The 13,521-nt window shown below is 41.7% G+C and carries 13 protein-coding genes; 8 read left to right on the forward strand and 5 right to left on the reverse strand.

The genetic code is table 11. The features are described from left to right. Positions 1 to 118 precede the first annotated feature (118 nt). Positions 119 to 1,393: a glycosyltransferase gene (locus LC586_RS00240; protein WP_229482407.1), complete on the forward strand. Its 1,275-nt coding sequence runs from the start codon at positions 119 to 121 to the stop codon at positions 1,391 to 1,393. Between the two features lie 299 nt (positions 1,394 to 1,692). On the opposite strand, the gene LC586_RS00245 is transcribed toward LC586_RS00240, so the two are convergent. Continuing rightward, positions 1,693 to 2,217 (reverse strand): hypothetical protein, encoded by a 525-nt coding sequence (locus LC586_RS00245; RefSeq protein WP_229482408.1) that lies wholly within the window; start codon positions 2,215 to 2,217, stop codon positions 1,693 to 1,695. A 98-nt stretch (positions 2,218 to 2,315) separates the two neighbouring features. Beyond that, on the reverse strand, positions 2,316 to 2,882 hold the full coding sequence (locus tag LC586_RS00250) for a DUF6658 family protein (protein WP_229482409.1): 567 nt from the start codon (positions 2,880 to 2,882) through the stop codon (positions 2,316 to 2,318). A gap of 340 nt (positions 2,883 to 3,222) precedes the next feature. On the opposite strand from LC586_RS00250, the gene LC586_RS00255 reads away from it, so the two are divergent. Next, on the forward strand, positions 3,223 to 4,143 hold the full coding sequence (locus LC586_RS00255) for a lysylphosphatidylglycerol synthase domain-containing protein (RefSeq protein ID WP_229482410.1): 921 nt from the start codon (positions 3,223 to 3,225) through the stop codon (positions 4,141 to 4,143). Positions 4,144 to 4,155: 12 nt separating this feature from the next. Here the strand turns inward: LC586_RS00255 and LC586_RS00260 are convergent, their stop codons facing one another. Further along, the gene (locus LC586_RS00260) at positions 4,156 to 5,475 is read right to left on the reverse strand and encodes a Sll1247 family protein (protein WP_229482411.1); all 1,320 of its coding nucleotides are present in this window, start codon (positions 5,473 to 5,475) and stop codon (positions 4,156 to 4,158) included. A 1,132-nt stretch (positions 5,476 to 6,607) separates the two neighbouring features. Next, entirely contained in the window at positions 6,608 to 6,766 is a 159-nt protein-coding gene (locus tag LC586_RS00265; RefSeq protein ID WP_229482412.1) for a hypothetical protein, read from the reverse strand. A 520-nt stretch (positions 6,767 to 7,286) separates the two neighbouring features. On the opposite strand from LC586_RS00265, the gene ndhL reads away from it, so the two are divergent. The 5 genes from ndhL to LC586_RS00290 all read left to right on the forward strand — a co-directional run bounded on the left by ndhL (position 7,287) and on the right by LC586_RS00290 (position 10,788). Then, positions 7,287 to 7,499 carry an NAD(P)H-quinone oxidoreductase subunit L gene (ndhL, locus tag LC586_RS00270; protein WP_100900242.1) on the forward strand — a complete coding sequence of 71 codons (213 nt, stop codon included), beginning with the start codon at positions 7,287 to 7,289 and terminating at the stop codon, positions 7,497 to 7,499. Between the two features lie 24 nt (positions 7,500 to 7,523). Next, positions 7,524 to 7,835 carry a DUF3007 family protein gene (locus LC586_RS00275; RefSeq protein WP_229475123.1) on the forward strand — a complete coding sequence of 104 codons (312 nt, stop codon included), beginning with the start codon at positions 7,524 to 7,526 and terminating at the stop codon, positions 7,833 to 7,835. A gap of 197 nt (positions 7,836 to 8,032) precedes the next feature. Beyond that, positions 8,033 to 8,860 (forward strand): tryptophan synthase subunit alpha, encoded by an 828-nt coding sequence (gene trpA, locus LC586_RS00280; RefSeq protein WP_229482413.1) that lies wholly within the window; start codon positions 8,033 to 8,035, stop codon positions 8,858 to 8,860. Positions 8,861 to 9,096: 236 nt separating this feature from the next. Further along, positions 9,097 to 9,759, forward strand: coding sequence for a heterocyst differentiation related protein (locus LC586_RS00285; protein WP_229482414.1), 663 nt, complete (start codon positions 9,097 to 9,099; stop codon positions 9,757 to 9,759). Positions 9,760 to 10,080: 321 nt separating this feature from the next. Then, positions 10,081 to 10,788 (forward strand): PEP-CTERM sorting domain-containing protein, encoded by a 708-nt coding sequence (locus LC586_RS00290; protein ID WP_229482415.1) that lies wholly within the window; start codon positions 10,081 to 10,083, stop codon positions 10,786 to 10,788. Between the two features lie 130 nt (positions 10,789 to 10,918). Here the strand turns inward: LC586_RS00290 and LC586_RS00295 are convergent, their stop codons facing one another. Beyond that, positions 10,919 to 12,847 (reverse strand): serine/threonine protein kinase, encoded by a 1,929-nt coding sequence (locus tag LC586_RS00295; protein WP_229482416.1) that lies wholly within the window; start codon positions 12,845 to 12,847, stop codon positions 10,919 to 10,921. Between the two features lie 163 nt (positions 12,848 to 13,010). On the opposite strand from LC586_RS00295, the gene LC586_RS00300 reads away from it, so the two are divergent. Continuing rightward, positions 13,011 to 13,499: a hypothetical protein gene (locus LC586_RS00300; RefSeq protein ID WP_229482417.1), complete on the forward strand. Its 489-nt coding sequence runs from the start codon at positions 13,011 to 13,013 to the stop codon at positions 13,497 to 13,499. Positions 13,500 to 13,521: the final 22 nt, after the last annotated feature.

Genomic DNA, 13,521 nt, shown 5'->3' on the forward strand with positions numbered 1-13,521 from the left:
CTTTAGTCTAACTATATTAGTGAGAATCTTTGAGCCAAATAATCAGGATGTTCATGAAGCATTTCCTGCGTAAGTTCTAAATTCAAAACCAGCATTTTCGTGAAAGATTCCTTTTTTTATGACTAAGAAACCACTTCGGATTGCACTGTTTACAGGATTGTACGCTCCTTTCTTAACTGGAGTTTCCGTCGCAGTCCACCAACGGGTTCGTTGGTTGCTAGAGCAGGGACATGAGGTTTTTCTAATCCATCCGCAAATCAACGATCGCTATCCCAAAAATGTTGGCGATCGCCCCATGCCAGGTTTAAATGAAATTCAGTCTTTTCCCAACTTCTCTGCTTACGCATTCCCCACCCAACCACTGCTATTTTACAAGTCTCTGCCTCAACCATTGAACTATCGCCATTGGAGCGATACCAAGTTGCTGGAGAAATTCCAGCCGGATATTATCATAGTTGAAGAAGCCGCGCAAATGAGAGGTTTATACTCATTTTTCTTGCAAGGTTATGGTCGCCCAATCGGCACCGAATACGCAAGACGAACAGGCACGCCAACAATATCACTCTTCCATACAGATATTGTTGCATATATCAAATATTACTTTGGGGATAAATTCTTTAACTTTGTTCGGCCGATCATTCCCGCTTTAGTCAAGCAATTTAGTGAGTCTTATGACTACAATTACTTTTCTTCTAAAGAACAACTCACTAAATACGAAGAACTGAAATGCCAACGTGCCGAATACGTTCCTTATCAAGGCATCGATTGCGAAAAATTTCACCCGCGAAACATTTGTTACAACCCTATTCCTAACGACAACCGACCAACTCTCTTGTTTGTCGGACGCATCACCCCGGAAAAGAATGTCAACCAACTGCTTGATATCTTTCCACTCATCGCTGCCAAAATCCCTGATGTTCATCTGGTGATTGTTGGTAGTGGCCCACTAGATGAGGAAATTCGTCAGCGTGCCGAAAAATTTGGATCGGGTATTACTGTATGGGGCGAGTCTCACGGTACAGAACTTTTAGGTTGGTTTGCCAGAGCCGATGTCTTTGTCAATCCCTCCATTACGGAAAACTTCTGCACTACAAATAACGAAGCGCTAGCGTCTGGAACCCCTCTGGTTGCAGTTATTGCACCCTCAACCTCAGAACAGGTATCTCCTGGACGTAACGGCTTTCTTGCCCAACCCAACAACCCCACAGACTTTGCCCAAAGGGTGATTGCGATTTTAGAAAATCCCGAATTGAAAGCAGATATGACTCGGAACGCTCGCCCCTCCATACTTGACTTTGATTGGTCAGCATGTATGCAAAAATTTGAAGAGAAACTTTACCAAATCGTTGAAGGATCACAGAAGGTAGTAGGTACAGGCAGTATCAGACGATAACGTTGAAGGAGGCAGGGAGAGGTTCATCGAACTCACATTAATTAGCGATCGCTTGAGTTTGACAAAGCCTTTTAGTTCAAGGGTGCGATCGTAGACTCGCACTGGCTCCCCTTAATCCCCTCCTCGCTTGCGGGGAGGGGAGATAAAGCATAGCTTTGGCGGGGTGGGGTTCTTCCGGTTTAATAAGCAATCAAGCCGACATCAAACAAAGCCTGCTTATGCAGGCTTTGTTTTAGATAACCCCAGACTAAAGCTCTGTGGGCGCTTTCATATTTTTGCAGGAGATTGAAGAACTAATTTTAATCAACTGCTCTCTTCACTGCATTGCCTGCATCTTCGGCTGCATTCTGGGTATTTCCCTTAAGATTTTCAATTCCTCGTTGAGTCCCCTTAACAACACCTTTCCGAACTTCTTCAACTGAACTGCCGATATCTTCACCCAGATTTTTCCCTCTTTGACCCAAGGGTGTACCTTCCTTGAAATTGCGGACATATTCCCCTGGACTTTCAACCCCTTTCTCATCAATCCTCTTTTCAGCATTTCTTGCCAGCGCATCAGCTTTGTCATTCGCTGCCTTTTCATCTGTCGCTCTAGGATCTACATCACTAAAGTTATTTATCCCACCAGCAGGAGAAGAGAGTGGATAATCTTTTGTGGGATCGTATCGTTTGGTATAACCTGATTGCTGCTCAGGCTGTGGTGGTTGTGTTGCTACTCCTGGATCGCCACAAGCTTGTGTCAGAAATAAGAATATTCCTGCAAAAAAAACAGTTAAAACTTTCAAGGGACGAATGCTTTTGAGCCAATTCATTGCTTTTTTCATACTTCTACTCCGTGCATTTTTGTGACTAAGTTAAACTTCAACCAAGATGGCATTTGGAATTAATTTTGCATTCCAAGCATTCAGACAAAATAAGAGTTCTATCTGCCTACTGCTGGATTTGGCTGTAATTCAGGTCTAGCAGCAGCTTCATCTCCCTTATCTTGCAAAAAGCCCGAAGCTTTTTCAACATTCTCTTTTACAGTCTCAATCCGGTCTTGAATCCGATCTCCTACGTTTGGTTCATTCTGAATCAAACCACCTGGTTCAGGTTGTTGGAAGTCCTTATCTGTGATGATTGGCAGTTCTGCTTCTTTCTGGACTCGACCTGCTGGTGTTTCGGCACCAGGATAAAGTATCTCGGATTCTCTATTTGTAGCAATCAACAATTCCGAACCTGGTTGTAAGCTAGCTTGGTCGTGTCCCCGATTGGCTTTTGGGTTTGCTATTTTCGGATCGGTAGACAATCTGTTGTTGGTATAGTTGTCTCCACCATTCTTATAAGGATTGTTTGCTCCACCAGCTTGTACAGCAGGATTTTGTGGATTTGCACCTTGAGCATTTGCCCCACTACAAGCAGTGCTAACTATCAACAATAGTCCAGCTAAAAAGATAGTTACTATCTGGCGCAATCTTATTTTTTTCAAGAATAGTCTCACAGTGTTCACGTAGTCCTCCTTACCAAAATATTAATAAGTTAAGAGTTTGCTGAATCTTTGGAGTGGTCAGCAAGTTATTGTGCTTGTCTTGGTTCGCTCATTCGATAACCTTTTTTAAGGATATGAATAATAAAATGCACTTGACCTCTAGCGCAGGCTACATTTTAAGTACTACAAAAATAATATTTTTATCTAACTCTAGAGAGATATAAAATAAAGTAATATAGGTTTCGTAAAAAGAACTGCATCAACCTGTTTGATACTTCAAAAGCTTTGAATAGGTAGCTGATGTACTGTAATAGTTGAGGCATTGGCCCCTTGTTGCTCTAACCGTTAAATTACTAAATTGATGAAGCAATTTTCACGTTGGATAATTTTGGGCGCAACGCTGTTTTTTTTAGCGAAAGCTCTGAAGGATAACTGGATTGGAGTGACTGCCATCCGCATTGATGGGGTAGGATGGGCAATTATAGCGATCGCTACAGGCGTAACTTTACTAGCGCATACTTGGGCAGGCTGGATCTGGACTTGGATTCTGCAAGACTTAAATCAACCTGTATCGCCTCCCCAGTTCATCCAAGTTTACCTAAAAACGAACATAGCAAAGTATTTACCAGGTAATATCTGGCATTACTACGGGCGAATTGTAGCCGCCAAAAATGCCAATGTTTCTGCTGGTGCAGCCACCTTAAGCGTTTTGCTAGAACCCCTACTCATGCTAGCGGCTGCTTTAATCATCATTGTCTTATGCAGTAGCCAATTTGCAGCAGCTAATAGTACTTTTGTTCTGCAAATACTACAATTGCTGAGTTTAGCGGTAGTTCTTTGTGCGATTCATCCTTGGTTTTTAAACCCAGTTATTCGCTTTTTGTACAAATTGAAAGCAAAAAAGTCTGCTGTCACGACTGAACCAACTGTTCCCTTCAGTCTTAAAAGCTATCCCTTACGGCCTTTGTTAGGAGAATTGGGCTTTATGGGACTACGCGCCACTGGGTTTATATTAACTATGTTCGCCTTGGGTTCGTTTAATGTGAATCAAGTTCCTTTGTTATTAGGGGCTTTTAGCTGCGCTTGGTTGTTGGGGCTTGTGATTCCGGGTGCGCCTGGTGGGTTAGGTGTTTTTGAAGCGACTGCGTATGAACTTTTACGACACCACTTTCCATCTGCCCTAGTATTTAGTGCGATCGCTCTATATCGCCTCATTAGTATTCTAGCTGAAACTGCGGGTGCTGCTTTGGCTTGGTTAGACGAACGCCTTGCTAAATCATGAATCAGACGACACTCATTTTTGTCTATCCACCTTCATCTGTGAAAACACCCGATAAGCATCCAGATTTAACTGCGGATTACTACTTTGGTCTTCTTCGATCTTAATTAAGTTGTATTCTACATTTTCTGCGTAAATTGCAAACGTTATATTAAAAATTTCCATAAAATTGATTACCCACTTACACTCATCTTCAGGATATTTTTCGTAATAGCGAATCAGATGAGCAATTTTAATCTCTAAATGCCTACGGGAATTTCTACAAATCAAAATAGTCTTTAACAGGATAATAACTAATGTTAAAGAGTGACCTTGGGTAAGCAATAGTATAAATAATAACGAAGGTTCTTTACCATTTTCTGTTGTAAAACAATCAATAACTCGATTACAGGTTCTCAAAAATAATTCCTTAGTGAGAATTTCTTGATTATAATCTTTCTTCCATAAAGATAAATTTTCTGCAAACTGCTGCCGCAAAGTCTTAACTAATTCTTGATTATCTACAGAAAAAAATAGATATTTTTCTATACTTATTTTAAATTGTTCAAGGGTTTGCCCTTGAGTTTGCTTAATAAATATATTGGCAATATTCTCATGGCTAAATACACCCTTTTTTAAAACAATCGCTTTTATTAAACGCAGAACATTATCTCCCAAGACACTGGGATTTTTGTAGCGTGTTGTGCTTGAGACGGCAGATTGAGAACGAGCTATATACATTGCCAGTTCAAACTTATATTTATCTTTAATCTGTCTAGAAAGCTTTCTGGCAGCCTCTTGTTGCTCTCTTGGATTATTCTCATTAACAGATTGAGCAACTAAGAAATAGGAAGTGTAGCGATTAGCCCAATGACCTTTATATAATTCGTCATGTTTAGCAGCAAATAGTTTTATTTCTTGATAGTCTTTGCTATTTATAAAATTCTCTAGCCAGCTTTTACAGATATTTATTGCTGGAAAATAATTAGCTTTTAATTCTAGGTTTTTAATAGCAAATAAATTAATTAATTCTTGGATATACTTATCTTTTCTGTTAGTTTTCCAAGTATTAATTATTATATATATGCACCGCTTAAGTGTATTACGAAAATCATCTTCTTTATCATCTAAAAAAATCTTGTATATTCCAGGTATAGAATAACAATATTCTGAATCGAGTCCGTCTATAAATAAAGCTTTGAATTTGCGTAAAACTTCATCTGGCGACATTGTGTTGACAGCTTCTATGAAGAAAGTATAAACCTCTTCTTGTGCAATTTGCACATTTACCTGTCTAGAGTGAGACGTAATACAATGGGGATATTCCTGACTAATTGATAAACTATTAGCGGTCATTTCAGTTATCAGGATAAAAAGGTTTCATGTTCATATTATTACCAGCTTAACCTTGGTGAACAGTAGCATCAATCTATTCTTGAGAAATTCAGTAATCTTTTTACACAAATTTGATAAACTCCGGCTATAGATAAAGTATTAAAGATAAATTGTTTAATCCTTTATCAAATACTCCAGTGGAACTGCTTACTCTTATAGCGATTCTCATTTGCATAAGCTACATGGGTAGGGACACGGCATTACCCATAGGTGTCAACTTAAGCGCTTAACTGAAGGCTTGACTCACCCGCCTGGAACTAAAGTTCAAGGCTACAAGCTTTAGTCTACTTCAGTAGACTAAAGATTCTTGAGTATATTTATTTAGTCATCTGAAGATGACTTTTGCTATTAGCAAGGAACTTCAGTTTCTTGCGGGACATGACTTTTACGTTAAGTTCACACCAATGGGCATTACCGTGTTCTTATTCGTGTTCATCTGTAGTTAATTCTTTTTTCTGTACCTTATACCAATTCACGAAAACCTTGATACATATAAATTTATCGCAGGGGCATGGCAAAGACAAGCCCTTACTAGCGTATTTGTATCATTCATTATTAAAGTGAAATGGTATTACCCATGCGGGAACCCCTATAACCATCACAGCAAGTAAATAACTGTACAGGCGAGTTCATCTATTCATTATGTATGCGAAAAGACTCCTATACAAAATATGGGAGTCTTTTCATATGTCAGATGGGGGTGGAGGGACTTGAACCCACACGACCTATTACGGTCAACGGATTTTCATTCTCCCGCAGTTTTCACTGCTACCTGATGGCTTTAGCAAAGTCAGGATTTTGAGAATTGGACTCTCCCTTTACCCTCGGCTTAACGTTAGGGTAGCTCCCGTCGGGTCTCTGCACCTTCCCTTAATTTTGGATTTTGGATTGTCGACTAATCGCAAATCTAAAATCGCAAATCTAAAATTTTTGGGCTTGGCTCAGGATTGCCATGTCTGTCACCAGATTTAGGTTTCCCTGAGTTTGAGAGCTTTCACTTGAGGGATTTCTCCTTCAAGGCTCAGTTATCTAAGTCCGTAGCGTCTACCATTCCGCCACACCCCCGCAGGTGTTTGGCAACTAGTATAACTAGTTATTTTTTGGAGGCAGCAAATACCTCCTCATCTATTCCACCATCAATTGTGTCTTTTGTCCAACTAGATTGAAAATATTTTTTCCAGATTGGGCGATTGTTTTCTAGAGTTACAAGTTTTCCTTGTTTCCTCGTAATCAATCTGGATGAGTTTTCCATCTTGTCTTGCTAGAGCATTTTTTATGGCAGATTTAGTATCTTAGCATAATACTACCTTTTGTCAATCAATCTGGACATAAACGAGGAATTCTGGGGTAGTTATGTTGCAATACGCTTGGGTTAAGGCTAAAACTCTTTATCAAAGTCATTTTTTTTAACGACGAACCACAGAGGCGCAGAGAAGCCAGTGCGCCCTTGCGGTTCCCCGACTTGTTCGCGCAGCGTCTCCCCTTGGGAGAAGCAACTGGCGCGACACAGAGAGAAGAAAAAAATGCTTAACTGAACTGTATTGAGTTATGTTGACCAAGAGGCAAGGGAGCAGGGAGCAAGGGGAAGAAGACAAAGGCACAAGGAGAATTGGGGACAAGGGGAAAGACTTATTGCAAGTTCTCACTTCTTGTCCCCTTGTCTCCCCTGCCCCCTGCCCCCTGCCTCTTCTTTGAAAGCGTCATAACTATACTTTCCTCAGTTTCGCTCTTCAGCCTATGATGGAAAACAGATGCTTAAGACTTGAAAGTTTATGATTGTCGCCCTGCTGTATCTGATTTTGGCTGGAGCTTACCTTCTGGTAATCCCAATTGCTATTTTGCTGTACCTGAAGCAGCGTTGGTATGTAGCTACCTCCATCGAGCGTACCTTTATGTACTTTTTGGTGTTCTTCTTCTTTCCGGGTTTATTGGTTCTATCGCCGTTTCTAAATTTTCGACCCCAACGGCGACAAATTGAAGTTTAACTAAATTGGTAGGTCATAACTCTCATGCGACGGATTGACGCTATTGGAATTGGCTTGGGCGTTTTTATTGCTGGCGGCTTGGCTTATGTAGGATTGCAGCTAGTCGGTTTGGATAATCAGCAAGCTGGTATATGGAGCCAAGTCTTACTAGTCAGTGGGTTAGTTGGCTGGTTAGCCACCTATTTTTTCCGTGCGGTGGGACAAAAAATGACCTACCACCAACAACGGGAACAGTATGAGCAAGACTTCCTGCAAAAGCGGTTAGATGAGCTTACTCCCGAAGAACTAGCACGAATTCAAGCCCAAATAGAACAAGAAGAGCAATCTCAGGTGTAAAGTTATCATTGGTCAGTTGTCGTTTGTCTTTTGTTGAGTTACAAATGACCAACGACTAATGACCAATGACTAGTACCGCAAGGCGGAAGTCAAAAGTTAACACTGAGCGAAGTCGAAGTGTCACGCATAATTCTATTACAAGCTTTTGCACCATTTGAAATGGTATGTTTATTTACGCCGTGCTGTACTAGTGACTAATGACTGCGATTTCTGATTGCTTTGAAACCCTTGGGCAAAATGGTGAGTGCGCTTTAATTCCGTTTATTACTGCTGGCGATCCAGATTTAGAAACAACAGCAAAAGCGTTGCAGGTTCTAGATCGTGGTGGAGCCGACATTATAGAACTGGGTATACCCTATTCCGATCCTCTAGCTGATGGGCCAGTAATTCAAGCTGCTGCTACTCGCGCCTTGCAAAGGGGTACGAAATTAGAGCAGGTGCTAGAAATGTTGCAAGGGATTACTCCCAAATTGCGATCGCCTATTATCCTATTTACCTACTACAACCCAATTCTGCACCGTGGAATTGAAAAATTCCTCTCTTCAGTTGCTGCTGCTGGAGTCGCAGGATTGGTAATACCTGACTTACCCTTAGAAGAAGCAGCAGGCTTGCTCCAACCAGCTAGTGAGATGGGAATTGATGTAATCTTGTTGGTAGCTCCCACCAGTTCTGCCCAACGGATAGAAGCGATCGCTCATTCTTCTCAAGGTTTTATTTATTTAGTCAGCGTCACAGGGGTAACAGGGGTGCGATCGCAACTGGAAATCCGGGTGTCCGATTTACTCAAACAAATTCGTGGTGTTACTGATAAACCCATCGCTGTAGGCTTTGGGATCTCCGAAGCTGCACAAGCCTATCAGGTAAGGGAATGGGGCGCAGATGGAGTGATCGTAGGCAGCGCTTTTGTGAAACTGTTAGCCCAAGGCACACCAGAGCAGGGACTTTCGGCGATCGCCCAATTTTGCCAAAGTCTCAAGGCTGCCATCAAGACCACCAGCACCAGCACAAATACTCCTGTTGATTAGACCAATAAAGTAGATTAAAAAAGTATAACAGCGCAGTTTTTCTATGCTTGTTTGGTAGACAATTTGACCGTTATGGTTTTGAATATTAACATCAGATATCATCATGTAAAAAAACTAGCTGATCCGGTCGCTTATAGTTTGAGTATTATGTGAAGTCAAGTAGGCATAATTTATGAGTGTGAGAGTGAGTCAATCACAAATGGTTATAATTAGGTCGCAATTGAGGAGCAAAGGCGATGAGTGAGAGTATGGCGTTTATCGGTGGGGTTGCTGTAGCTGGGCTGGCGGCTCTCGTATTGCTCAAAGGAACAAATACCCCCCTACAGCCTAACTTTGCTGTTGCTCCGCAAATGCCAGGGACTGTAGTAGCGCCGGGAATGCAGCCACAATTGTATCCTTATGGGCCTTATGGACAACCAATGTATCCCGGTCAGGTTCAGCCACCGACTGCTCCCAATACTGACCAGCGTCTGGAGATGGAGAAGCTGAACACGCAAATGCAGCTGGAGCGTTTAAAAAACGACAATGAACAGCTGAAGTTGCAAAATCAACAGCTCCAAGGTCAAGTTCAAAATTTCAATACTCAGCAGCAGTGGCAACAAGCCCAGCAGTATAACCAACAAAAATCAACAGCACTCCAGCCGCAAAATTCTTGGTGGTCTTCACCTGTGCTTTGGGCTGTGGGAGGCGCAACTCTCACTATTGGTGGTGGTGTTGTCGTCGCTGGGGTATTGGCTTTATTCTCACCACGGCAGCGTCCAGCCCGTACTGTACAAGTGATTCACCCCTACCAAGGAAATACGCCGCCCTTGGTTCCAGTCCGTCGCGCTGAGTTTCTGCCTGCTTCGCGGATGGAAGCAAGAGGAGTTGAAGCCCCAGAATACGACGAAATGCACTAGTGGGAAATATTTGTTACTAGAAATAGCAATTACTACAATTGTGAGTAAGTGTAAGTAAAAAATGTTGGACAAAAGCATTTAGGTGAAAAGTATACAGGTTAGCACTGTTAAATTCTCACCTAGATGCTTTGCTTTTACATAAATTATTAATCATTCAAAAACAGCCGTTTGAAGTTCAGAGGGATTAAAAAAATTGTCAATCTTGAAGCTGGGATGAATTTTTTGGAAAATTTTTATGCTTTGCATGAAGAATAGATATAAATGTTGCAAAAGTTACTAATATATCATGGAAATCTACGTTGGTAACAACACTTAGTTTGTATGAAAAGGATACATCTAGCTTTTGCCACAGCATCAATTCTTGCTTTGTTAAGCCTTGACACGCAACAGGCAAAGGCTATTACAATTTTCACTTCACGTACTGATTGGAACACCTCTGTCTCAGGAAGTGACACATTCGTTGAAGATTTTGAAAGTTTTACTTCTGATACAGAATTCAGAACCACCCCTATTGACGTTGGAGAGTTCACACTCCTTCAAGTCGGCGATAATCGTGCATTCCGCAACTTGATTGAGGTGCCCCTTTTCCAGTACGACGACAATAATGGTACAAACCATGCCTCAGTATTCACTGATTTTGGGGCTACCAAAGTAGACTTAACTTTAAATACTCCAGTTTTTGGATGGGGAGCAGATTTCTTTGATGCAAATGATGGAGAAGGACTGAATTTAGACCTTGTATTGGATATAGGTGGAGTTTTGGACACCATTCCGGTAACAGTCAACGATGGCTTCTTTGGGTTTGTTACTAATCCTGTAGAAGACATTCGTAAAGTGACTTTCATATCACGAACTGACAATTTGGAAGGAGGAGAAGGTTTCGGATTGGACAACGTGACTGGGGCTATATCTAAGGGACGAACCATACCTGAACCTGCTTCTGGATTAGGTTTATTAGCGTTTGGCGCTTTAGGTGTTGGTTCACTACTGAAGCGCAAACAGCAGTACAAAGTCAGAGCGAAAGTGTAAACTAACAACGTTAGTATAGCTTCCACAGTTTCCTTATCTTCGTGTCTATTGGTAATAAATAAAGGTAATAAAATTATCTATTATTCATTATCAATAGATGTTTAAACAGGATGGTTAATCAACTTTGATATTACAAACCGTCTTTCGGAGCTTCTGTAGCATTATGACTCTCTTTAGTGGCAGGTTGGTTACTATCGGGAAGTTTCTGTTGGGTATTCTTTTGATTACCTTGATTTTTTAGCTCAGTAAGTGCCTGTTTTGCCAGATTTTCGGCTGCTTGTTTAAATAATGGTTCTATTCTATTTCGCCAATATTGAGTATTAGGCAACTTTTCTGGATGGTTTCTATAATCTAAAACTTTATCCCATTTACCATCATCTATTGCTTTGTTGATCTCATCAGATAATGCCTCTGCCTTAGCCCAATCTTCTTGCCACTGGGCAATTATTTTGCCCGTCTCTTGGATACCAGAAGCAGCATTTGCTGGAATCGATCTTAAAAGTGCGATCGCTCTAACTATATCTCCTGATTCATACTTCTGTCTTGCTTGTTCTATAATATTAACACTGTTATCACTAGGCTGCGATCGCTCTGTTTTCCCAGCATCGTCAGTTGACCCTTTCGGCTTTTCGGGTAATGCAGTTACTACATCCCTAGATTTTGGGTTTGCCTTGGGAGCCGGTCGAGTTGCAATCAACCTACTATCATCTACAATCGTAGTTGCAATGCCTTTTTCGCGCAGGCAAGAAGCCCATTCTTGATTATTGGTTATCACATTCGAGCGTGCCCAAGCCAATTGACCAGATTTAAGTTTAACTTCTATCCAACCTCGTTTTGTCCGTTTGCCAGTCACCTCGAAACTGGTGTTATCGGCAACTGTTTGCACAATATTATCAGAATTTATCGAACTAGGTTCAGAACGAATATTAGAATTTCTGACGACAACAGCCGAGCATTTGTTTGCTAAGGCAGTATCGTTACCTGTAAAATTAAAAACTGAATTTTTCACATTTGGATATACATTTGCTACCAAAGCAGCCGCACCACCTACCAATAATATGCCAATTAATATCGGCCATGGGTCGGATTTGTCAGAGTCTTTACGCGCAGGTTTAGCGGGGACAGGATTTGCTGGTGCAACTGCAACAGTTTGCAGCCGAGATACTTGAGGCTGGGATTTAGCTGCTTGGTAACTGGAATTTTTGGCGGATTCTTGAGGTGTGGAAAGTGCTGGTACTGGATTAATCGCCTCTTTACATGCTTGCAGTGCTTGCGTGGCGTTTAGGTAGCGGTCTTTGAAGTGATAACGCACCATCTTGGTCAACACTGCCGCCAGCCGATGGTTCACGGTTACTGAATGACGCCAGATGATTTCCCCCGTTTCTGGGTCTTCTTGCAATTCTGTTGGTGATAATCCTGTTAGTGCTTGAATGGCGATAATGCCGAGGGAATAGATATCACTGTTGGGGCGGGGTTTACCTTGCCCTTGTTCTGTGGGCATATAGCCAGGAGTGCCAATAACTACTGTAGCAGAGGGTTGTCCGCCCACTGTTACCAGTTGTGTACGCAGTTGTTTCACTGCCCCAAAGTCCACTAAAACTAACTTATTATCTGAGGCGCGACGGATGATATTATCCGGTTTGATGTCGCGGTGAATCACGCCTTGGCGATGGACAAATTCGAGAATTTCCAGAACTTCTTGCAATAGTTGAATTACTTGGCTTTCACTCCAGCGCTTACCAGATATAAGTTCCTCAGCTAGGGTATGTCCTTCAATATATTCTTGTACTAAATAAAATTCTTGGTTTTCGTCAAAGTACGCCAGCAGCCTGGGTATTTGGTCATGATTGCCCAGTTTTTCTAAAGTTTCAGCTTCGCTGTTGAACAGACGTTTAGCAGTATTAAAAACTCTAGGGTCAGTTCCGGGTTTGAGGTGCTTGACAACGCAGAGGGGATTGCCTGGCCGCCTAGTATCTTGGGCAATGTAGGTTTGACCAAATCCTCCCATTGCGAGGACTCGAATTACTTGGTAACGATGGTCTAGTAGCTTGCCTATCATGTTCACTCCCCAGAGTTATTACCTAATTTTCCAGCTGGTAATAAATATCTCCAAATTTTCTTCAATGAAATCCGCTATCTTGAGAAAAGATTTAGATTAAAAACGCAGCTTTTTAATAAACGCAGACTGTTTATTTTTCTTTTAGTGCCCCTGTTTACTACCAATGCCACCTAAAATAACAAACTCAGTTGCATGGCAGCAGGCTGAAATCCTCATGCAGCCTGCTTTCATTCGCGTTATCGACAATATCCGCAAGTCCCTTGATGAATCTTCCTGGACGGGAACTTACCACGATGTCTTGATTTGGCCGCCTAGCACCACTGATGAAATCAAAGCATTGGTGACTGAGTTGTTGCAAGAAATGGAAACTGCAACACCCCAAGAAGCAGATGAAATCAGAGAGACTCTGGCTCGTCTGCCGATGCCCCATCCAGGATATCATCTACGTTTGCAGCGTCAACAGCAAGAAGCGAGTATCGATTTGTGGGAACTGTGTTACGAAGTGTGTTTTCTTGAATACACCCCAGAGAAGGAAGTTGCTGTTATTGATACTAGTTTAATTGATGAACTGGGTGAAGTCGATTGGCTGCGTTTGGATGGTAAGGCCAAGGAGTTAGTTGAGGAGGCGTTTGCTAAATTGCCAGAGAGTTGAAGCCCTCAAAATAGAATACACG

It is taken from the genome of Nostoc favosum CHAB5714 (genome assembly GCF_020829495.1).
GTDB lineage: Bacteria > Cyanobacteriota > Cyanobacteriia > Cyanobacteriales > Nostocaceae > Nostoc > Nostoc favosum.

Coding starts and splice junctions, on each gene's coding strand:
- LC586_RS00240 (WP_229482407.1), top strand. CDS start 119: ATGACTAAGAAACCACTTCGGATTGCACTGTTTACAGGATTGTACGCT.
- LC586_RS00245 (WP_229482408.1), bottom strand. CDS start 2,217: ATGAAAAAAGCAATGAATTGGCTCAAAAGCATTCGTCCCTTGAAAGTT.
- LC586_RS00255 (WP_229482410.1), top strand. CDS start 3,223: ATGAAGCAATTTTCACGTTGGATAATTTTGGGCGCAACGCTGTTTTTT.
- LC586_RS00260 (WP_229482411.1), bottom strand. CDS start 5,475: ATGACCGCTAATAGTTTATCAATTAGTCAGGAATATCCCCATTGTATT.
- LC586_RS00265 (WP_229482412.1), bottom strand. CDS start 6,766: ATGGAAAACTCATCCAGATTGATTACGAGGAAACAAGGAAAACTTGTA.
- ndhL (WP_100900242.1), top strand. CDS start 7,287: ATGATTGTCGCCCTGCTGTATCTGATTTTGGCTGGAGCTTACCTTCTG.
- LC586_RS00275 (WP_229475123.1), top strand. CDS start 7,524: ATGCGACGGATTGACGCTATTGGAATTGGCTTGGGCGTTTTTATTGCT.
- trpA (WP_229482413.1), top strand. CDS start 8,033: ATGACTGCGATTTCTGATTGCTTTGAAACCCTTGGGCAAAATGGTGAG.
- LC586_RS00285 (WP_229482414.1), top strand. CDS start 9,097: ATGAGTGAGAGTATGGCGTTTATCGGTGGGGTTGCTGTAGCTGGGCTG.
- LC586_RS00290 (WP_229482415.1), top strand. CDS start 10,081: ATGAAAAGGATACATCTAGCTTTTGCCACAGCATCAATTCTTGCTTTG.
- LC586_RS00295 (WP_229482416.1), bottom strand. CDS start 12,847: ATGATAGGCAAGCTACTAGACCATCGTTACCAAGTAATTCGAGTCCTC.
- LC586_RS00300 (WP_229482417.1), top strand. CDS start 13,011: ATGCCACCTAAAATAACAAACTCAGTTGCATGGCAGCAGGCTGAAATC.